The 21661-nt window shown below is 60.0% G+C and carries 17 protein-coding genes and 1 tRNA gene; 2 read left to right on the top strand and 16 right to left on the bottom strand.

The features are described 5' to 3' along the window. Positions 1-180 precede the first annotated feature (180 nt). The 7 genes from VJ698_RS09000 to VJ698_RS08970 form a co-directional block, all read right to left on the bottom strand. On the bottom strand, positions 181-2949 hold the full coding sequence (locus tag VJ698_RS09000) for a FecR family protein (RefSeq protein WP_324102402.1): 2769 nt from the start codon (positions 2947-2949) through the stop codon (positions 181-183). Between the two features lie 15 nt (positions 2950-2964). Further along, a complete protein-coding gene (locus VJ698_RS08995) occupies positions 2965-4296 on the bottom strand; it encodes a tetratricopeptide repeat protein (RefSeq protein WP_324102401.1) in 1332 nt (443 codons plus the stop codon). Positions 4297-4793: 497 nt separating this feature from the next. Next, positions 4794-4870, bottom strand: a tRNA-Pro gene (locus tag VJ698_RS08990). A gap of 88 nt (positions 4871-4958) precedes the next feature. Further along, positions 4959-6296, bottom strand: coding sequence for a phosphoglucosamine mutase (glmM, locus tag VJ698_RS08985; protein ID WP_324102400.1), 1338 nt, complete (start codon positions 6294-6296; stop codon positions 4959-4961). Between the two features lie 8 nt (positions 6297-6304). Continuing rightward, positions 6305-7153 carry a dihydropteroate synthase gene (folP, locus tag VJ698_RS08980; RefSeq protein ID WP_324102399.1) on the bottom strand — a complete coding sequence of 283 codons (849 nt, stop codon included), beginning with the start codon at positions 7151-7153 and terminating at the stop codon, positions 6305-6307. Positions 7154-7230: 77 nt separating this feature from the next. Beyond that, positions 7231-9117 (bottom strand): ATP-dependent zinc metalloprotease FtsH, encoded by a 1887-nt coding sequence (gene ftsH / locus VJ698_RS08975; protein ID WP_324102398.1) that lies wholly within the window; start codon positions 9115-9117, stop codon positions 7231-7233. A 218-nt stretch (positions 9118-9335) separates the two neighbouring features. After that, positions 9336-9980 carry an RlmE family RNA methyltransferase gene (locus VJ698_RS08970; RefSeq protein WP_324102397.1) on the bottom strand — a complete coding sequence of 215 codons (645 nt, stop codon included), beginning with the start codon at positions 9978-9980 and terminating at the stop codon, positions 9336-9338. 34 nt (positions 9981-10014) lie between these two features. On the opposite strand from VJ698_RS08970, the gene yhbY reads away from it, so the two are divergent. After that, positions 10015-10488 carry a ribosome assembly RNA-binding protein YhbY gene (yhbY, locus tag VJ698_RS08965; protein ID WP_324102396.1) on the top strand — a complete coding sequence of 158 codons (474 nt, stop codon included), beginning with the start codon at positions 10015-10017 and terminating at the stop codon, positions 10486-10488. A gap of 49 nt (positions 10489-10537) precedes the next feature. On the opposite strand, the gene VJ698_RS08960 is transcribed toward yhbY, so the two are convergent. From VJ698_RS08960 to VJ698_RS08935, 6 genes are all read right to left on the bottom strand, one after another. Further along, a complete protein-coding gene (locus tag VJ698_RS08960) occupies positions 10538-10987 on the bottom strand; it encodes a DUF4149 domain-containing protein (protein ID WP_324102395.1) in 450 nt (149 codons plus the stop codon). Positions 10988-10993: 6 nt separating this feature from the next. Beyond that, positions 10994-11470, bottom strand: coding sequence for a transcription elongation factor GreA (greA, locus tag VJ698_RS08955; RefSeq protein WP_324102394.1), 477 nt, complete (start codon positions 11468-11470; stop codon positions 10994-10996). A gap of 100 nt (positions 11471-11570) precedes the next feature. Further along, the gene (gene carB, locus VJ698_RS08950; RefSeq protein WP_324102393.1) at positions 11571-14801 is read right to left on the bottom strand and encodes a carbamoyl-phosphate synthase large subunit; all 3231 of its coding nucleotides are present in this window, start codon (positions 14799-14801) and stop codon (positions 11571-11573) included. Beyond that, positions 14794-15963: a glutamine-hydrolyzing carbamoyl-phosphate synthase small subunit gene (carA, locus tag VJ698_RS08945; RefSeq protein ID WP_324102392.1), complete on the bottom strand. Its 1170-nt coding sequence runs from the start codon at positions 15961-15963 to the stop codon at positions 14794-14796. The genes carB and carA overlap by 8 nt, the downstream gene beginning before the upstream one ends. Positions 15964-16230: 267 nt before the next feature. After that, positions 16231-16638, bottom strand: coding sequence for a heme-binding protein (locus tag VJ698_RS08940; RefSeq protein WP_324102391.1), 408 nt, complete (start codon positions 16636-16638; stop codon positions 16231-16233). A gap of 109 nt (positions 16639-16747) precedes the next feature. Further along, complete coding sequence (locus VJ698_RS08935) at positions 16748-17905, bottom strand: response regulator (RefSeq protein ID WP_324102390.1); 1158 nt, start codon at positions 17903-17905, stop codon at positions 16748-16750. Positions 17906-18033: 128 nt separating this feature from the next. Here VJ698_RS08935 and VJ698_RS08930 point away from each other — a divergent pair, with 128 nt between their 5' ends. Next, entirely contained in the window at positions 18034-18582 is a 549-nt protein-coding gene (locus VJ698_RS08930) for a C40 family peptidase (protein ID WP_324102389.1), read from the top strand. 30 nt (positions 18583-18612) lie between these two features. On the opposite strand, the gene VJ698_RS08925 is transcribed toward VJ698_RS08930, so the two are convergent. The 3 genes from VJ698_RS08925 to phoR form a co-directional block, all read right to left on the bottom strand. Then, positions 18613-19524 (bottom strand): patatin-like phospholipase family protein, encoded by a 912-nt coding sequence (locus VJ698_RS08925; protein ID WP_324102388.1) that lies wholly within the window; start codon positions 19522-19524, stop codon positions 18613-18615. A gap of 151 nt (positions 19525-19675) precedes the next feature. Then, on the bottom strand, positions 19676-20209 hold the full coding sequence (locus VJ698_RS08920; RefSeq protein ID WP_324102387.1) for a hypothetical protein: 534 nt from the start codon (positions 20207-20209) through the stop codon (positions 19676-19678). A gap of 150 nt (positions 20210-20359) precedes the next feature. Then, on the bottom strand, positions 20360-21655 hold the full coding sequence (phoR, locus tag VJ698_RS08915) for a phosphate regulon sensor histidine kinase PhoR (RefSeq protein ID WP_324102386.1): 1296 nt from the start codon (positions 21653-21655) through the stop codon (positions 20360-20362). Positions 21656-21661: the final 6 nt, after the last annotated feature.

Here is a 21661-nt window from a genome sequence, read left to right as displayed (position 1 = left end):
CTTCCCCATGGGTCCCCGCCTTCGCGGGGACGACGGGTGGAATGGTGGACGGGTCATGGCCGTTCCCCCCGCATGCGAGCGTTGTCAACAAAATCATGCCTGACACCGGTACGCCTTCGCGGGGACGGCATCCTTTCAGATGCCTGCTCAACTGAACTGCATTCGCCATACGCACCAACACTACCGCTTCATCACCGCCAACCCTGTCACCGCATTGACCGGCGTGAACGTAGAACTGCCCGGACTGGTAGTAGACGTCGTGGTCGAGCCGGTTGCCATGTTGTACATGACCACCGCACCCTGCGCGCCGCCGACGAGCACGCCATCGATGCTGCCGATAGTCTGGGCGCCGCATGACGGTCCGCTGCAGCTTGCAGTGTGCGTGATGCCGTTCACGCCATTGAGCATCGTGCTGGAGTTGAATCCGTCGCCCGGCTTGAGCGGCACGTTGGTTGCGTTCATGGTCCAGTTGCTGGAGTTGGTCGGCGCGTTGAAGCTGACGTTCACACCCGCATTGACCCTGGCATTCGTGAAATCCGCGCTCAGCGTGACCGAATTCAGCGTGCCGGTATTGCCCTTGAAGTCAGTGGGGCTGGTCGCACCGGCCAGCGTGTACGTGGCGGTGCCGGTCAGCGGCAGGCTGGTGAAGGTGTCCATGCTGGTCAGCACAGGCGAGGCAATCCAGTGCACGCTGCGCCCGCTGTTATCGATCGTCCCCAGCCTGACTGCGCCATCGCGGCTGTAGATGTCGATGCTGCCGCCCTCCCAGCGTCCCCACGACACGGTCGCGCCGCCAATCGTCGCGGACCCGGTATCGCGATTCATGGCGGAGCCGATCTTGATGGTTGCCGCCGTATCTTGCGCAGCGCTGCCTCCACCCACCGGCGTAAGGCCGCTTGCCACGCCAAGGAATTCGTTCAGCCCGTCCGCGCCGATGACCACGCGCGACGCGGGCGCTTCGCTGGCTTCAATGCTGCCACGGTAGACCGTCGGGTCATTCATTATCAGAGAATCACTCTTGATACCGTAGCTGTTGCTCCAACCATCCGTCAGGCCGACCGCGCGGAACGGCGTGTTGACGTCCTGTGCCGGACCGGTGAATCCCGCCACGCCCTGGATCAGGTTGTTGGTGAAGGTCGTGTAACTCTGCCCACTCGCACTGTCCACTTGCGTGGTCGGTGTCGCCGTCTGTATCGAATATTGCAAGGCGGCGCTCGCCAGCCCCGAGCCGAGCAGCGAGCCATCGATGTGGCCGAAGGCGAAACCAGTCGTCGGCGTGCCGGTGGTGCTCATCGCCACGCCATTCTTCGTGACACTGACGCCGGAAGTGCAAGAGGTGCTACTGCACACGCTGTAGTCATTGAAGTGCGGGCCGTTCAACAGCATGTCGCCGCTTTGCATGCCCCAGCTATCACCCGCAATGGACAAATTCACATTGGCGCGCGCAAGCTGCGTGCCGAAGTTCACGTGCAGGCTTGCGCTGTTGAGCGTACCGACATTCCCCTGCTGATCCGTCGGCCGGGTGCCGCCCGCGAGGCTGTAGTTCGCCGTGCCGGTCAACACCTGCGTCAGGTGAACCGGCGCAGCCACATCGCCCGCGATCCAGTGCAGGCTGCCGCTGCCAAGTGCAGAGACCGTCGTGGACGTGCCGCCGACGACGAAGTTCCCCGAGGCATCGTAGGCGCCCAGCCCGAATTTGCCGCTGGCGTCCATGCCAAGGTACTGACTCGTCTGCGTCACCTGCCCGCCCTGCCAGCGCCCCCATGACACGCCACCCGTCGCAGCCTTGCCGAGATCGGCCATGGTGCTGCCGCTCTGCGACAGCGACGAACGGTAATCGATTACATCTGCACCGTTGTCGTTCACGCCGGTGATGTTGCCTGCCGCATCGCGCTGCACAGACGAGGCAGGCCCGCCGAAGTAATACACCCCCGGATAGGAAAAGCTCTGCCCCGGCTGCGTGCCGCTGCCCTGCACGACGACCGGGAAAGTTGCGATCACCTGAGTATGCGGAATGGCAGGCTGCGTAGGAATGTTCAGCGCGTCGCCATTCAGGTTCAGCGACTGGCCGCTCGACGTTGTCAGGACCTGGCTGGACAGATTCAGCGTGTTGCCGTTTGCATCGGCACCCGTGAGGGTTGCAGCGGATGCCGTGGACGTCGTAGCCGTGGCAGATGTCGCAGCCGATGTCGATGCAGCCTTCGTGTCGCTGCTCGCGCTGTCGCCGCCAGTGCCGCTCTCCTGCTTCGCCGCTGTCTGCTCCTTCTTCTCCTCGCGCTCTTGTTTTTGCTCTTGTTTCGGCGCAGGGGTTGCGCGATAAAAATCCGGAATCTTTGGCAGGATGACCGGCTGGTTCATGGGCGATGCCGCGAAGCCCACCTGATTAGCTGCAACCACCGCCATGCCCGCCTGGTTCGTCAGCGTGGTCGCGCCGACGTTCACCTTGTCATAGGTGCCGGCGGGCGTTCCTGCTCCTGCTGCAGAAGGCAGCACGACGACCGGCTCATGGTCGGTGCCGCGAATGCCGATGACCGCCGTCGGTGTCTCGATCTTGTAGCGGTCCTTGTTGACGCGGCCGATCAGGCCCGTCACGGCGCGCAGGCCGCCCTTCACCAGCGAGAAGGAAGCCTTTTCCTTGCCGCCGTCTTCGTCGCTGAAGACATAATCAATCACCTTCAGCTCCGTGCCCGGCCGCAGCGCGACCATGGCGCCGTCAATCATCTTCAGCTGCGCGGAGCCGTTCGCGCCGCTGCGCAGCGTATCGCCTTCGCTCACCTCCTCGCCCTTGCGCAGCGCATGTTCCTTGCCCTTCTCGTCAGTCACGCGCACGTCGCCGGCGACGAACTGCACATGGCCAGCCACGCCTGCCAGCGCCAGCGCGGGGTACACTGCCACCAGCGCGACGCACAAAGCCTTCAGTCGAATGGATTCATATCGGGTTGTTGTCATGATGCTTCCCGTCGTTCAATGCAAGTCGTAGCGAACCGTCACCAGCGTCTCGGTGCGGCGGTATTCGTTGAGGGCGATATTGGAGCGATTCTCGGTGTAAGTCACCTGCGGTCGCACCGTCCAGTTCGGCGCAGGCCGCCAGTTCCAGCCGAGCGTGACATCGCTGGTGTGGTCGCCGCCGTAGGAAACATTGGTCGAACGCGCGAACGGCGAGCGGTCGCCGCGATAGAGCAGACCGATGCTGGCGAACAGATCCGCGCTTTCGCTCATCGATACCTGCGCATAAAGACGGCCATTCACGAAACGCTTGTCGTAGTTCGATCCGTTCGACAGCGGATTCTGCGCATTGTCCTGCCCCGTCAGCAGGCTTGCATACAGCAATGGCTTGCGCGCACCGTTGAACTGATGCAGCCACGCCGCACCGGCGGCAAACGTGTTTACGTCATTGACGGCAATGTCCGGATAGCGCTGCTGCGTCACCAGGCCGAACAGGCTGCCCTGGTCGGAAGGGCTGAACGTGCGGCGCCATTCGGCGTTAAGACCGATGGAATGCCGGTCCGCGCTCGGCACATCGGTGCGCTGCTGATATTCCTGCAGCGTCAATCCGCCGCGATACAGGTTCGCGCCCTGCGCATAGCTGATGCCCGCACGCAGGTCGATCTGATCGCTCGCATAGTTGTGCGCCCTCAGCACTTCGCGATGCCGCACATCCGCGCCCGCCGAGAGCGAAATCGTATCGGTCGCCTGGTGGGTCACCTCCACGCCACCCGCCGCGCCGAGAATGCCCGAGCTGCGCTTCACCGCATTCCCGGTCGGCAGGAAGCCCGGCAGGTTGTAGGTGGACAGCACCGCATTGGTGAAATCGCCCACGACCGAAGTGATGTTCGTATCGTAACCGCCGAAGCCCTCCACGTATCCCGTCACAATGGTCCGCTTCGCCTGTTCGCGCTTTTCGATGGCACGGCGATATTTCTCGATCATCAGGCGCGCCGCCGGCGGCGGGCTGAACTGCGCCACCAGGTCCAGCTCCTGTTTTGCGCGCGGATAATCACCGAGGGCGAAATAAGCGCGCGCCATGTCGAGGCGGACACCGGCGGCATTGGGATCAACGGCCAGCACGCGTTCGAATGCGAGCGTTGCGTTATCCGCCTTGCCCGCATCGAGCGCGGCAACGCCGATCAGCGTATCGAACTCCACATCGCCGGCGCGCTCGAATTCCTGTTTCTCGAGCAGCGTGTACGCATCGGCCGGCTTGCCATCGCGCAGCATCACGCGGGCTTTCTCCATCTGCGCGTCAGCAGCCCATGCATTGCCAGCGGCGAGCACCGACGTGATCAGTACGGGCAACAGCCTTCTCTTTATGCGGGAAACCATAGGGAAACCTCTCCTTGTAGGCGTGTCTCGTTGCGTGAACTGATGCCATTTCTCAGCTTTGATGCACGAAACTTTCTCTTCGTAAAATTTCCTAAAAGTAAGTTGGAAATTCACTACTGTCAAGGATAGGCAAATGGACTGCAACTGAGCGCAACAGATGACACTTCGTCGTTCTGGTAGGAAGTTATAAAAAGGAAAAGCGCCTTCGAATGGGCAATGTTGATATTGGCTACAGCGCGCAAGTAGCCAAAAAATGACGATTGTGGACGCCAACGACGGGTTCGCGGGAGTTTCCTGAATTGAAAAACCGGGTGAAGGGAGGACTTCTGGTCGGGTCGAGACGATTTGAACGCCCCACCACATGGTCCAAATCTCAACTTTTTCTTACCAAAATTCTTACGAAAAACCCAGAAAACAAAAACGGGTTAGTGGCGATTACGCCGCTAACCCGCATGCTTATTACGTTTTCCTGGTCGGGGCGAGACGATTCGAACGTCCGACCACCTGATCCCAAATCAGGTGCGCTACCAGGCTGCGCTACGCCCCGAGAGACAGGCATCATACCGGGCTTGTGCGCTTCGGTCAATTTAAATGCCCTTGCGAGCGAGCAATCCTCGCTCGCCCGTCTGAGACCATCAGGCCGCAAGCTTGTCCGCAATACGGCGCGCCATGTTGTTGGCGGTGACCTCGTTCCTTGCCTCAACCATCACACGCACCAGAGGCTCGGTGCCCGATGCGCGGATCAGCACGCGACCGCTGTCGCCCAGTTCGGTTTCGACGAGTTTCTTTTCCTCGACTGCCGCACTGCTCTGCTGCCAGTCGAAGCCTGGCGCGACTCTCACATTGATCAGACTTTGCGGGAAGAGCACGAGTTCGAATGTCGCTTCGGCCAGTGTCTTGCCGCTGCGCTTGAGCGCAGACAGTACCTGCAGCGCGGACACGATGCCGTCTCCGGTGGTGTGCTTGTCGAGGAAAAGCAAATGGCCCGAGCCTTCGCCGCCGATCAGCCAGCCGCGTTCGTGCAGGACTTCCAGCACATAGCGGTCACCCACCTTGGCGCGTGCAAAGCCGACGCCCATCTCCTTGCAGGCGACCTCGAGCGCCATGTTCGTCATCAGTGTGCCCACCGCGCCCGCCACCGGCCCAATGGAAAGCCGATCCTTGATCATGATGTACAGGAGCTCGTCGCCGTTGTAGGCACGCCCCGTCGAATCGACCATGAGCAGGCGATCGGCGTCGCCGTCGAGCGCGATGCCGATGTCGGCCTTGTGCTCTTTCACTGCCGCGGACAGTGCAGCCGGGGCAGTTGCCCCAACGCCGTCATTGATGTTCAGTCCGTTCGGCTGGTTGCCGATGGCGACAACTTCAGCGCCGAGCTCATGGAACACATGCGGTGCAATGTCGTAGGCCGCGCCATGCGCGCAGTCCACCACGATCTTCAATCCGCGCAGGTCCAGCTCGCTCGGGAATGTGCTCTTGCAGAATTCAATGTAGCGCCCTTGCGCGTCGAACAGGCGCTTGGCCTTGCCAAGCTTTTCGGAGGGCACGCATTCGATCGGCGCTTCCAGCATCGCTTCGATGTCCGATTCAACCGCATCGGGGAGCTTGTTGCCAGAGGCAGAGAAAAACTTGATGCCGTTGTCATCGTAAGGATTGTGTGATGCCGAGATCACGACACCGGCCGCCAGGCGCAGCGCGCGCGTCAGATAAGCGATTGCAGGCGTAGGCATCGGCCCGGCGAGCGTCACGTCAACACCCGCGGCCGCAAAGCCAGCCTCTAGAGCAGCTTCGAGCATGTAACCCGAGATACGCGTGTCCTTGCCGATGAGGACGACCGGTTTGCTGCTGCTCGACTCTCCTTGCGCCAACACCTTGCCGGCGGCATAGCCGAGCTTCATCACCAGGTCGGGCGTAATCGGCAGGGAGCCAACCCGTCCGCGCACGCCGTCCGTACCGAAATATTTGCGTTTCATTTTCTTCCTCAACTATTTGTCGCAACCGCTTGCCAGACCTTGAGCGCATCGACAGTCTCTGCGACATCGTGCACGCGCACAATGCGTGCGCCATGCGCGACGGCCGCAATCGCTGCGGCAACGCTTCCCGCGATCCGCTGCTCGACCGGCCTGCCGGTGATCGCGCCGATCATCGACTTGCGCGACATGCCCGCCAATACCGGCAACCCGAGCTCACCGGCGATCTTGTCGAGATCCCTCAACAAGGCGAGATTATGCTCGAGGGTCTTGCCAAAACCAAAGCCCGGATCGATCCACATGCGGTTGCGTTCTACGCCCTCCTGCTCCATCGCTTCCACGCGCGCGCGGAGGAAAGCAGTCACTTCCGCAGTCACATCCTCGTAGTGCGGAGCGGCCTGCATCGTGGTCGGATCTCTGAGCATGTGCATGATACACAAGGCGCAGTCGCTTTCCTTGATGACACTCAACGCCCCCTCCGCACGAAATCCGTTGATGTCATTGATCATGTCGACACCCGCGGCAATCGCCTCGCGCATCACTTCGGGCTTGTAGGTATCGAGCGACAATGGCTTTCCACAGTCGCGCAATGCGTACAGGATAGGCATGACGCGTCGCAATTCCTCGTCGAGCGGCAGCGGCGCCGCGCCGGGTCGGCTGGATTCCCCGCCGATATCGATGATGTCGACGCCGTCTGCAATCATTTGCTCTGCGTGTGACAGGGCGAGATCAAGCGATTTGAATTTTCCGCCATCGGAAAAGGAATCCGGCGTGACGTTCAGGATACCCATCACGAGAGGATGCGCCTCTGGCCCGGCCGTAAAGCGATAACGGCCGAATTGCAAGTATTGAGTGGACATTGGTGTGATGCGAAGACAAAGAAAAAGGGCGAGGATCGCTCCTCACCCTTGGGTTCACGTTGCCCCGGCAGTGATGCTTATGCGGGCGCGGTTGCGTTGGGAGACACGCCGCCGGATGCGCTGTCAGTCGGCGAGCGCTTGACCGGCAGGCCAGCCTTCGGCGGGCGCGGCTCGCGGCCTTCCATGATGTCGTTGACCTGGTCGGCGTCGAGGGTTTCCCACTCAAGCAAGGCCTTCGCCATGATTTCGACCTTCTCCTTGTTTTCTTCCAGCAGCCTGCGCGACAAGGCGTATTGCGCATCCAGGATGGTGCGAATCTCGGCGTCCACCTTCTGCTGAGTCGCTTCCGACACAGTCTTGGATGTCATGCGGCCGAAATAAGCGTCCTGCTCGCTGTCCTCATACACCATGGTGCCCAGCGTCTCGGACATGCCGTAACGCGTGACCATCGCGCGGGCCAGCTTGGTGGCGCGCTCGAAGTCGTTCGATGCACCCGTCGACATCTGGTGCATGAAGATCTCTTCAGCGATGCGTCCGCCGAACAGGATCGAGATCTCTTCGAGCATCTTATCCTTGTACATGTTCACGCGGTCATGCTCGGGCAATTGCCATGTCAGACCGAGTGCGTAGCCGCGCGGCATGATGGTGACCTTGTGTACCGGGTCGGCTTTCGGCATCAGCTTGGCAACCACTGCGTGGCCGGACTCGTGGAATGCCGTGTTGCGGCGCTCTTCTTCGCGCATGACGGCCGACTTGCGTTCCGGGCCCATCACGATCTTGTCCTTGGCGTCTTCGAAGTCCTGCATCTCGACCAGGCGCTTGTTGCGGCGCGCGGCGAACAATGCAGCTTCATTGACCAGGTTGGCGAGATCGGCGCCGGAGAAACCAGGTGTGCCACGCGCCAGGATGTCTGCCTTGACGTCGGGCGCAATCGGCACCTTGCGCATGTGGACATACAGGATCTGTTCGCGGCCGCGGATGTCCGGCAGGCCGACCATCACCTGGCGGTCGAAACGGCCCGGACGCAGCAACGCCTTGTCGAGCACGTCGGCACGGTTGGTTGCAGCGATCACGATCACACCGGAGTTGGCTTCGAAGCCGTCCATCTCGACCAGCAACTGGTTCAGCGTCTGTTCACGCTCGTCGTTGCCGCCGCCCATGCCTGCGCCGCGATGACGGCCCACGGCATCGATTTCGTCGATGAAGATGATGCAGGGCGAATGCTTCTTCGCATTCTCGAACATGTCGCGTACACGCGATGCGCCGACGCCAACGAACATTTCAACGAAGTCGGAACCGGAAATGGTGAAGAACGGCACCTTCGCTTCGCCTGCGATAGCACGTGCCAGCAGGGTCTTACCGGTACCCGGAGGGCCGACCATCAGCACGCCGCGCGGAATGCGTCCGCCGAGTTTCTGGAACTTGGTCGGATCGCGCAGGAAGTCAACCAGCTCCTGAACTTCTTCCTTCGCCTCGTCGCAACCGGCAACGTCGGCGAAGGTCACGGTATTGCTTGCCTCATCCAGCATGCGCGCCTTGGAGCGACCGAACGAGAACGCCCCACCCTTGCCGCCGCCCTGCATCTGCCGCATGAAGAATACCCAGACGCCGATCAGCAACAGCATCGGGAACCAGGAAATGAATACTTGGGAGAGGAAGGATTGCTCTTCCGGCTGCTTGACGTCGAACTTGACGCCGTTGTTGATGAGGTCTCCGATCAGGCCGCGGTCGAGATAGGTCACTGCCGTCTTGACGCGCTTGCCATCATTGGTCGTCGCCACGATGCTGCGGTCTTCAATGACTGCTTCGCGGATCTGCTTGGCCTTGACCTCGTCCAGGAAGTCCGAGTACGGAATCGGCGTTGCGCCGCCGGCCAGAGTGCGTCCGTCGAACTGCTTGAAGACGGTGAAGAGCACCAAGGCGATGACCACCCAGATGGCGGCCTTGGAAAACATGTTGTTCACTAGAACTCCTTAGACGCGGGCGCGCCTATTTACAAAGCTTGTAATTGATTCTACCCGCAATAATCCGTGCTTGCCAGCCCGAATATTGCTTCAAATCGCGTGGAAAATGACTGCAACTTCGGTCTCCACGCCTGAACGATTGCGGCGGAAACCGGACTTTTACAAGATGTGTGGCTAAGATCCTGGAAATCAAGGCTTATCAAGTAATCAACTTGCAACTATTGAGGGTTTTTCAGGACCTTGCCGAGCAAAAAGACTTCCGAGGACTTGTCCCTGCTCGCCTTGGGCTTCTTGGGGATGACTGTTTTGAATTCCTGGCGGAACTTTTCAACGAGCTGGGTATAGCCCGGCCCGTTGAAACATTTGACGAGCAGGGCTCCCGAAGGTTTCAGGTGGGCTCTGGCAAATTCAAGCGCCAGGTCAATGATGTGTTCGACGCGGGCTGCATCTGTGACCGACACCCCCGACAGGTTGGGCGCCATATCGGAAAGGACCAGATCGACCTTCCTTCCGCCCACGACTTCTTCCAACTGGTCCAGCACTTCCTGCTCGCGAAAGTCACCTTGTATGAAATGCACGTCCGCGATCGGTTCCATGGGCAGGATATCGAGCCCGATGATGGTGCCGTTGATGCCGCCGCCTTCCTTTCCGGCCAGCTTGTTGCGCACGTATTGCGACCAGCTTCCTGGTGTGCAGCCAAGGTCAACGACGATCTGACCCGGCCTGATCAGCTTTTCGCTCTCGTCGATTTCCTTGAGCTTGTAGACGGCGCGCGCGCGGTAGCCCTCCTTCTGCGCCTGCTTCACATAAGGATCATTGATATGGTCGTGCAACCAGTTTTTGTTGAATTTGTTCTTGGCCATTCGCGTAGAATACCGCTTTTAAGGAATATTAATCATGTTGAAACTGACACCCGCGGAGCGCAGCGCGCTTCGTTCCGAGGCCCATGCACTGAATCCCGTGGTCATCATCGGCGAGGCCGGCGTCACGCCTTCCGTCCTGAAAGAGATCGATACCAGCCTGGACGCCCACGGCCTGATCAAGGTCCGCGTTTTCGGCGACGACCGCGACGCGCGGATTGAAACGTATGAAACGATCTGCGACAAGCTGGGTGCCGCGCCGGTCCAGCATATCGGCAAGCTTCTGGTGTTGTACCGCCCAAAAAAGGAAACGTCCCGGGAGCGTAGCGAAAAGCGCGGCAAGGGACTGCGCGAAGTGACCATCGTCAAGGCAAGCCCGAGCGGCACCAAACGCCCGTCAGTCACGAAAGTCGTCCTGAAAGGGAACGAACGCGTGACCGCCGGCGGTAATGTCAAGCGCGCCAAGAAGCGTCAATCCAGTTCGAAAAAATCCGCATTAGGCAGGGCTTGAAGCTGCTGCCCGAATTCACCCCGAAGGGTGAAAACAACTGCCGCTCGGCTCAGCGCAGCTTCCAGATGAGCAGCGCGCCGAGCAGGCTCTGGATCAGATAGAACACGCTCGACACACCATGCAATAGGCCAAACCGGGCTTTCGTCGCTGCGTCCATCACCCCGCCCGGCCCGGCCGCCGCACGCAGCTCGGCCATAAAGGGCTGCAACGCAAAATACCCGACCAAGGTACAGGCCAGCATTCCCAACGTGAGCCAGCGAAGCTGTTTGCCAGCTCTTCCTTCGCTCTCGCCCGAGCCCGTCTTCAGCAAGACCCATAGCGCAATGACAGCACCGACGGACAGCCACGCCTCAATCCGGAACAGCTTTCCTGCGATCGTCCCAGCCAGCCCTTTGTCAGCGAGGCTCGCAAACAGGGTGGGAGCAACCAGGTAACCGATGGTCCACATGCTTCCCACCCAGAATGATGCAATCAGCAGGCGGATGCGCGCGGCACGCATGGCTGGTCAGATGTAACGAACTTCGAGGACTTCGTATTCGCGAATGCCGGAAGGTGCATTTACCTCGACCACGTCGCCGGCATACTTGCCGATCAGGGCGCGGGCGATGGGCGAGGTAATCGACACTTTCTTCTCTTTCAGGTCGGCTTCATCCTCGCCGACGATCTGGTAGGTGACCTTTTGTCCGGATTCGAGGTCTTCGAGATCGACCGTCGATGCAAACACGATGCGGCCTTCCGCATCCAGCACGGTCGGGTCGATGATCTGGGCTGCGCCCAGCTTGCCTTCCAGTTCCGCGATGCGGCCTTCGATGAACGCCTGGCGTTCCTTGGCTGCATCGTATTCGGCGTTTTCGGACAGGTCGCCTTGCGCGCGCGCTTCCGCGATGGCGCTGATGACGGACGGGCGATCCTTGGTTTTCAGGCGGTGCAACTCTTCTTTCAGAAGTTCCGCGCCACGCTTGGTAATAGGTACTGTGCTCATGATTTTCTTGAGGCGAAATGAAAACCACAGAGGTCACAAATAACTCCGGGAAACCCGGAATCGTCTGTGACCTCTGTGGCTAAGTCTTAACTGTAAAAGCTTAGTGTAAAGATTTATGCAAGCCTTGTAAATCGTAGACATGCAACTCATCGAGATGACGCATGCCTTCGACCGCGGCTTCCGCACCGGCGATGGTGGTGTAGGTCGTCGCCCGGGCCAGCAGCGCCGAGGTACGGATGGTGCGCGAGTCAGTAATTGCCGTGCGCTTTTCCTCGACCGTGTTGATCACCATGACAATTTCGTTGTTCTTAATCATGTCGACAACGTGCGGACGGCCTTCCACGACCTTGTTGACTGGCGTTACCGGAATGCCAGCCGCGCTGATTGCAGAAGCGGTGCCTTTGGTTGCCACCAGTGTGAAGCCGAGCTCTGCCAGGTCTTTCGCTACCTGCACTGCACGCGGCTTGTCGCTGTTCTTCACGCTGAGGAAGACTTTGCCCGACTTCGGCAGCTTCACACCCGCGCCAAGTTGCGATTTGACGAAGGCTTCACCGAAGGTCTTGCCCACGCCCATGACTTCACCGGTCGACTTCATTTCCGGTCCGAGGATGGTATCGACGCCCGGGAACTTGTTGAATGGGAAGACGGCTTCCTTCACGCTGAAGTACTGCGGCACCACTTCGTTCTTGATGCCTTGGCTCTCCAGCGATTGGCCGACCATGCAGCGCGCAGCGATCTTCGCCAGTTGCAGACCGGTAGCCTTCGATACAAACGGTACCGTACGCGATGCGCGCGGGTTGACTTCAAGCACGAAGACGATATCCTGCAACTTGCCGTCCACCTCTTGCTGCTGAATGGCGAACTGCACGTTCATCAGACCGACCACATTCAAGCCCTTGGCCATCAGAGCAGTCTGGCGCTTCAGTTCATCGACGGTTTCCCTGGACAGCGAATACGGCGGCAGCGAGCAGGCAGAGTCGCCCGAGTGCACGCCGGCCTGTTCGATGTGTTCCATCACGCCGCCGATGAAAGTGCGCTGCCCATCCGACAGGCAGTCGACGTCGACTTCGATCGCATCATTGAGGAAGCGGTCGAGCAACACCGGTGAATCGTTGGACACCTTCACCGCTTCGCGCATGTAGCGTTCGAGGTCGCGCTGTTCGTGCACGATTTCCATGGCGCGGCCGCCCAGCACATAAGAGGGGCGCACCACCAGCGGATACCCGATTTCCTGCGCAAGGCGCAGTGCGTCTTCCTCAGTACGCGCGGTACGGTTCGGCGGTTGGCGCAGGTCGAGGTCGTGCAACAGCTTCTGAAAACGCTCGCGATCTTCCGCGGCATCGATCATGTCCGGCGAAGTGCCGACAATCGGCACGCCGTTGGCTTCCAGGTCGAGTGCCAGCTTGAGCGGTGTCTGGCCGCCGTACTGCACGATCACGCCGTAGGGCTTTTCCTTGTCGACGATTTCCAGCACGTCTTCCAGGGTCAGCGGCTCGAAGTACAGGCGGTCGGAGGTGTCATAGTCGGTGGAAACCGTTTCCGGGTTGCAGTTGACCATGATGGTTTCGTAACCGTCTTCGCGCATTGCCAGCGCTGCGTGCACACAGCAATAGTCGAATTCGATGCCCTGGCCGATGCGGTTCGGACCGCCGCCCAGCACCATGATCTTCTTCTTGTTGGTCGGCTGCGCTTCGCACTCTTCCTCGTAGGTCGAGTACATGTACGCCGTCTTCGTCGCGAACTCCGCAGCGCAGGTATCGACGCGCTTGTAGACCGGACGCACGCCAAGTTCGCGGCGCTTGTCGCGCACGGCCTTGTCGGTGGTCTTCAGCAGCTTCGCCAGGCGACGGTCAGCAAAACCCTTCTGCTTGAGCTTGAACAGCGTGGCCTTGTCGAGCGCGTCGAGCGTCTGGGTTTCGAGCCAGAGTTCGATGTCGACAATTTCCTTGATCTGTACGAGGAACCATGGGTCGATGTGCGTCAGTTGATGCACTTCTTCCAGCGAGAAGCCTTGCGCGAATGCGTCGCCCACATACCAGATGCGCTCCGGGCCCGGCTCGCCGAGTTCTTCCTCGATGGTCTCGCGGTCGGTGGTCTTTTCGTTCATGCCGTCGACGCCGACCTCAAGGCCGCGCAAGGCTTTCTGGAACGATTCCTGGAAGGTACGGCCGATGGCCATCACCTCGCCCACCGATTTCATTTGCGTGGTGAGGTGGCTGTCGGCAGCCGGGAATTTTTCGAACGCGAAACGCGGCACCTTGGTCACGACATAGTCGATGGTCGGCTCGAATGATGCCGGGGTCGCGCCGCCGGTGATCTCGTTGCGCAACTCATCCAGCGTGAAGCCGACTGCCAGCTTGGCCGCGACTTTCGCGATCGGGAAGCCGGTTGCCTTGGATGCGAGTGCCGAGGAGCGCGACACGCGCGGGTTCATCTCGATCACGATCATGCGACCGTCTTTCGGATTGACGGAGAACTGCACATTGGAACCGCCGGTGTCGACGCCGATCTCGCGCAGCACTGCCAGCGAGGCGTTGCGCATGATCTGGTATTCCTTGTCGGTCAGCGTCTGTGCCGGGGCGACGGTGATCGAATCGCCAGTATGCACGCCCATCGGATCGAGGTTTTCGATCGAGCAGACGATGATGCAGTTGTCCTTCTTGTCGCGCACCACTTCCATCTCGAACTCTTTCCAGCCGATCAGCGATTCTTCGATCAGCAGTTCGTTGGTCGGCGATGCTTCCAGGCCGCGCTTGCAGATGGTTTCGAACTCTTCCGGGTTGTAGGCGATGCCGCCACCGGTACCGCCCATGGTGAAGGACGGACGGATGATGACCGGGAAGCCGATCTCCTTTTGCACCGCCCATGCCTCGTCCATCGAATGAGCGATGCCCGAACGCGCGGAACCGAGGCCGATCTTGGTCATCGCATCCTTGAACTTCAGGCGGTCTTCCGCCTTGTCGATCGCTTCCGGCGTGGCGCCGATCAGTTCGCAACCGTACTTGTCCAGCACACCGTGGCGATGCAGGTCTAGTGCGCAGTTGAGCGCGGTCTGGCCGCCCATCGTCGGCAGGATCGCGTTGGGGCGCTCCTTGTCGATGATGCGTTCGACCACCTGCCAGGTGATCGGCTCAATGTAGGTAACGTCGGCCATCTCCGGGTCAGTCATGATGGTCGCCGGATTGCTGTTGACGAGGATGACGCGATAACCTTCCTCGCGCAATGCCTTGCAGGCCTGCGCGCCGGAGTAGTCGAATTCGCACGCCTGGCCGATGATGATCGGGCCGGCGCCAATGATCAGGATGCTTTTGATGTCTGTGCGCTTAGGCATTTGTGTGTTTCTCCATCATCGCCCGGGTCATGAGCCCAATGAAGCGATCGAACAAGGGGGCGATGTCGTGCGGGCCGGGCGACGCTTCCGGGTGGCCCTGGAAGCAGAACGCTGGCTTGTCGGTGCGTGCAAAGCCTTGCAGCGAACCGTCAAACAGCGAGACGTGGGTAATGCGGCAGTTGGACGGCAGGGTATCCACGTCCACAGCAAAGCCGTGATTCTGCGAGGTGATCATCACCTGCTTCGTATCGAGGTCCTGCACGGGATGATTGGCGCCGTGATGGCCGAATTTCATCTTCAGAGTCTTCGCGCCAGAGGCCAGCGCCATGATCTGGTGGCCGAGGCAGATGCCGAAGGTCGGAATGCCGCGTTCGATCAACTCGCGAGTCGCCGCGATTGCGTAATCGCAAGGCTCCGGATCGCCGGGCCCGTTGGACAGGAAGATGCCGTCCGGGTTCAGCGCGAGAGCCTCCGCTGCGGATGCTTGCGCCGGCAGCACGGTCACTTTGCAGCCGCGCTCGGCCAGCATGCGCAGGATGTTGTACTTGACGCCGTAATCATAGGCGACAACGTGGAATTTGGGATTGGTCTGCTTGCCGTAACCCTCGCCAAGCCGCCACTCGGTCTGGTCCCAGACATAGGGCTTCGCGGTGGACACCACCTTTGCCAGGTCCATGCCTGCCAAGCCAGGGAAGGACCGCGCCAGCGCCAACGCCTCCTCCGTGTTCGCGGCCTCGCCTGCCATGATGGCGCCGTTCTGTGCGCCCTTCTCGCGCAGGATGCGCGTCAGCTTGCGGGTATCGATGCCGGCAATGCCGACCACGTTCTCCGCCTTGAGATAGTCGGACAGGCTTTGCTTTGAACGGAAGTTCGATGTCAGCAGCGGCAGGTCCTTGATGATCAGGCCGGCGGCGTGGATTTTGTTCGCCTCGACGTCTTCCTCATTCACGCCGACATTGCCGATGTGCGGATAGGTGAGCGTCACGATCTGACGGCTGTAGCTGGGGTCGGTCAGGATTTCCTGATAGCCGGTAATGGCCGTGTTGAACACGACCTCACCGATCGTATGACCGGCGGCACCGATGGAAAAACCCTGGAAAATCGACCCGTCTGCAAGCGCTAGGATGGCCGGAACTGATTGGCCAGAAAAAAATGGCAGCAAGGGTAACTCCTGAGATTGTTACCGCCGCTGCGCCGCGCCGGAACGACCGCCAACCGAACGGCTTGCGCTGGGTGTCGAGGGTCTATTCGGGACGAGATGGAAGGGGTATGCGCTACGGCGGACTGGATTTAGTTAAACCCCGAGATTATAGCCGAAAACGCCCCTCCCCGCAAACTTGTAAGCTTGCGGTAAGGCTTGCCGGCAGCCCGAATGCGGCGGCGGGATAAGGTGCCCGCGAGCCCGCAAACGGCGCCGCAATGTGCGGATTCAGAGACCGAGTGCGGCGATGCCCGCCCGTGCAATCTGCACATCTTCCGATGACTTGACGCCGGAAACGCCGACGGCGCCGACGCATTGCCCATTTACCATGACCGGAACGCCGCCTTCAAGCAGGCCTTCGACTTCCGGCACGGTCACAAAGGATACCCGGCCGTTGTTGATCATGTCTTCGTACACCTTGGTTTCGCGACGGCCGAGCGCGGCGGTCTTCGCCTTGGCGGGCGCGATGTGCGCGGAGATCGGCGCCGCGCCGTCCAGGCGGTGCAACCACAGAAGGTGGCCGCCGTCATCGACGATCGAAATGGTCACCGCCCAGTTGTTTGCCCTGGCTTCGGCTTCAGCTGCCGTGGCAATCTTCCTTGCGTCGTCGAGCGTAAGAATTTGCTTGGATTGCATTGTCCCTCCTTGTCATTATGGAAGGTTGGATTCTACGCCGGGGGATAAGGCATGCGCAGTCAGCAGTTGTACGTAGACGCACTGACAAATACCCGACGTCGGGAACCGGCTAATGCTTGCTTTGCTTCAGAAGCAGGTGGACCAGCGGCTGCAGGTCTGCGGAAAGCTTGCCGATATGGGGCAAGACTTCATCCTGCCGCCCTTCCTTGATCCATTGCAGCAAGGTTGCCAGGTCCGGAATCCCGCCATCGTTCCCATTGCGCATCGGGCTCCCGTCCGCCTCGACCATCTCCAGCACAGGAATATCGCCGCGCTGGAATGCCGTTTCCTCTTCCTTGCCGACGATTCCTGTGATGCCGCGGTTCAATCCCAGCATCGCGCGCGCGTGCGCCAAGTCGAGCATCACTTGCAAGCCAGGCGCGCCGGATGGCATGACCTCGTCGCTGAGAGATACCAGTCCGCAGCTTGCGATGAATGCCATGCCCTCGGTTTTCACCAGTTGCGCATTGGCGATCGCCCTGCATATCCGCTGCGCAAAACAGCGCGCGGAATCGAAATTGATGCTGCCAGTTGCCAGCACGAATCCGGCCCTGCCGCTCCTGGCCACATGGTCGCTCTGGCGCACGGTTCGCCGCAACAGGTCCCCGACCGCATTGACCACATTGGGCGATGGATCCGTCGCAAGCTCTTCCATGCCGATGTGCTTCAGGCCGATGCAGACATTGAGCAGGACAAAATTTTTCTTCGCCTTCACGGAATTCAGCAGCAGGCTTTCAATGCCGGAGCGAGCCGCGTCCACCGTGGGCAAACCCGGTGCGGGCGCCTCGGCATGCTGCTGGACGAGTGCTTCCAGGCCGCGCTGGAACTCGTTTTGCGTGGTGACAAGTCTGGTCAGGATGTCCAGGCGCGACAGCAGTTGCGCGGTGCCGATCCCCTTGGTGATCAGGTCCGTCGCTCCTGCCGCCTTGGCGCGGTCCCGCTCCTCGCGCTCGTCGCTGCCGGAAACCACGACGACGGGGATGTCACGTATGCGGCTGACACGGGAGTTACGGATGCGCCGCAGCAGGCCATAACCGTCCAGTCTTGGCATTGTCAAATCGGTAATGACAACCCGTATCGCCGGATCGAGGAGCAGTGTCTCCCACGCCTCCTCGCCGTCAAGCGCCTCGCGGAAATCGAACATGCCTTCGATATGTTTGATCAGGGTTGCTCGCACGATGCGCGAATCGTCAGCGATCAGTACCCTTGGTTTGATTGGCAGGTCCATCGAGGTGTTTGTGGTTATGCGGAACGGTTATCAGTACATCCCGGAAAGCATAACCTTGAGCCGGAAATTTTGACAGTACCGCCCAATTCACTTACATTGCTGGTGTCTTGACCATGCAACTTTTCTCGATGGCAACATTTTTCCAAGGTCGATGGCTCCGCCTCCGCGCCCGCGTTTGCGTCGTCGGGATCAGCCTTTGCCTCGCGGGGGTAGCGTTCGCCGATGAGCAGCCTGCGGCCCCGGAGCAGGTGACGGCATTCAGCAGGTTGCATGACTTGACCGCGCGCGCCACCTCGCATGCATCGGAGCTGGTCATCCGCGCAATGGGCATGATCGGCATTCGTTACAAGTACGGTGGAACCGCACCGGAAAACGGCCTGGATTGCAGCGGACTGGTCCGCTATGTGTTTAAGGATGCGTGGGGAGCAGATCTGCCGCGGACGTCGGAAGAAATGAGCCGGGTGGGCGAGAAGGTCGATACCAGGAACCTGCAGCCGGGCGACCTCGTCTTCTACAACACCCTGCGACATGCTTTTTCCCATGTCGGCATTTATCTGGGTGACAACAAATTCATCCATTCGCCTTCTCCCGGCGGCCAGGTTCGCATTGAAAGCATGGACCTGAGCTACTGGAAAAAGCGGTTCAACGGCGCACGACGCATCAACGAGCCGGAATAAGCTTTTCCGGCCCGGAAAATTCCCCTTCTTTTATTGTTCGCGCATGGCGTTCAGCTTGCGCTTGATTTCCGGCAGCATCGCCGCTGTGGCCTGCTCTCCTGCCAGGATTGCGGTATTTCGTGCGGGGAAATCATTTCCTTTCATCGTGCCGAGCCGCGGCTGGATCACGATATCCGCGTCCTTCAATTCATAGCTGTTGATGCTCTGCCCCATGATGGCAAAGGTCTGCAGCAGGACATCGAGATTACTGGACGACGGCTGAGCATCCGGTTGCGAGGAAATATTCACTGCGATCACGAAATCCGCGCCCATTTGCCGGGCAAAGCGCACCGGAACCGGCGAAACCAGCCCACCGTCGACATAGGAGTGCCCGCCAATCGTCACCGGCTGGAACACGCTCGGAACGGCCGATGAAGCCCGCACTGCCAATCCGGTATTGCCACGCTGGAACAGGATCGGCTGGCCGTTATGCAGGTCGGTAGCAACTGCACCGAACTGGATCTTGAGCTTTTCGAGCGGCACATTCTTCACTGCCCGGTTGACGTAATTCTGCAAGGCCTCGCCCTTCAGCACACCGGTCGCCTTGCTGAAGAAAGGCACGGACCAATCCGAAATGGTTGCCTCGTCCATCTCCAGCGCCATCTTGTTCAAGGCAAATCCGTTATTGCCCGCTGCATACAGGGCACCGACCAGACTGCCGGCGCTGGTACCGACAACAATGTCCGGCACGATCCCCTGTGCTTCGAGTTCCTTGATGACGCCGATATGGGCAAACCCACGCGCCGCGCCGCCGCCCAGCGCCAGGCCGATCTTGATCTGGCGTGACGCTTTGGCCTGGGCGGCATGTTGCGCCGTAGTTTGTGTTGCGGGCGGCGTGCTGACGGTAGAACAGGCGGACAGCAGAATGGCGGAGAACAGGACAAGCAGGGATGAACGTTTCATGGATAGGCAGGAACGCGCGTTGGCGCGGGAAGACATTGAACGGGGCGGTGAATGGGTGCCCCAAAATGGAAAATGGAAGACGGGACATTGCCTGAAGACATCGTATTTTAACTGATGTTCCCGGGCAATGCTCCAGGCGACCTTCCCTGCCTCACCTTGTCAGCAAGGTCGGGCCAAATCCCTGGAAGGGTCCGAGCGGGCTTCTTTCCTCCTCCCGCTGGTGTACGTTGGGCTTGCCGTTCCACAACTTGTATACGACCGTATCACCCTTGATGACGAATACCGCGTTGAAGCGCCAGCCGGATATGTCGATCTGGCGCTTGAAATTGAAGAAATCGAGCCAGAAATTGCCGTAACGCTTGCGGTCGAGGGTGAGCTGGTCAACCTCATAGGCATAGCATGTCTCCTTCGAGGACACACACGTCTTCAGGCCGGGGTCGAGCAGATTGAGGTCATAAGAAAAGATCGGGAACAGCCGGCGCAGCAGATCGGTGTGGCTGAGGTAGGCGACGTTCGGCGTCACATCCGGATCAATCGACATCGCCTTGAGGTCGACGACGGTCGTCTTTCCGATGACAACCTTGTCGAATGCCGCCTGGGCGTCCGCGTAACTGCGCCATGGCGTCTGGGTTTCCTGTTTTGCTGTCGGAAGGAGGCTTGAGCAACCAGCGATGAGGGAAAACATGATTCCGGCCACGAGAGTTTTCAGAATCGTACGGAGGGACAATACCGGGTTTGAGGTCATGGTGATGAACCTGGTGCGCCGCCGGAGAATCGGGCTCCGGCAGCTGATTACCATACTCACAGTTTATCCCAAGAAATCCATTCAGCCATGTCATTCCGCAAAGACTGCCTTTTTTGGGAACTTCACGGTAAAAGTGCTTCCTTTACCCGGCTCGGATTCGATTTCCAGCGCTGCATCATGGCGCAGCAGCACATGTTTGACGATCGCGAGGCCGAGTCCGGTCCCTTGCGTTTCGCGCGAGCGGCTCTTGTCGACACGATAAAAGCGCTCCGTCAGGCGTGCAATGTGCTCGAGGCGAATGCCGATGCCGGTATCCTTGACGGTAAAGCGCGGTCCTTCCTCGGTCATCTTCCATGTCAGCGCGATGCTGCCATGTTCCGGCGTGTACCGAACTGCATTCGATGCCAGGTTGCCGAAGGCGCTGCGCAACTCGTCTGCACTGCCCCGGATATCCGGTCCGTCAATCTCAAGCGAGACCTGGTGCCGACCGGCGGACAAGGCCAGCGCTTCCTGCCGGATCTGCTCCAGCAGCGTCCGGATATCGACCCGTTCCGGACGTAGCGGGTGTTCGACCGATTCCAGCCGGGTCAGGGTCAACATGTCCTCGACCAGGTTTTGCATGCGCTGACCCTGCTCGATCATCAGCTTCAGGTGCGACATGCGTGTCTGCAGTTCGAGATTCGGCTGGGCATAGGCGATTTCCAGAAAGCCGTTGATGACGGTGAGCGGCGTGCGTAATTCATGCGATGCGTTGGCAATAAAGTCGCGCCGCATCATGTCGACGCGCTCGGCATCCGTAACGTCATGCGTCACGAGAATCTGCCGTCGGCTTTCGAAGGGGATGATCTGCACGATCAGCTTGCGCTCGCGCAGGTTCAGGGTCAGCGGCTGCTCATAGCGGCCGAGCACTACGTAGTCGATAAAGGACGGCGTGCGGATCAGGTTTGTCACGCGCATGCCCTTGTCGCGCGCCAGCTCCAGGCCGAGATGCCGTTCGGCGGCAGGATTGCACCATTCGAGGAACAGGACATCGTCCATGATAACGACGCCGTCAGGTAGCAGACTCATCGCCTGGCGGAAGCGGGCCAGCCATTCAGCCAGTTCTGCCTGGTTCTTTTCGTCGTCGCGGCGAAGCTTGTAGAGGCGGGAGAAGATGTCGGTCCACGCGCCCCAGCCGTCCGGCAGCCTGGCGCTGCCCGGGTTGTCGAGCCAGTCCGAGAGCTGATAGAGATAATGTAGCTGGGTCACCAGCATCACGACCATCGCTCCCAGCATGGCCGCGAGAGCGACAACCGGACCGAAGAAGTACCAGACGATTCCGGCCCCGGCCACGACGAGCAGAAGCCGCAAGGCAACCGGGATCCAGAATAACAGGCGTCGATTCATGAACAG

This window comes from Noviherbaspirillum sp., from assembly GCF_035254685.1.
In the GTDB taxonomy this organism is placed as follows: Bacteria; Pseudomonadota; Gammaproteobacteria; order Burkholderiales; family Burkholderiaceae_D; genus Noviherbaspirillum.
This window is presented reverse-complemented; position numbering and strand designations above follow the sequence as displayed.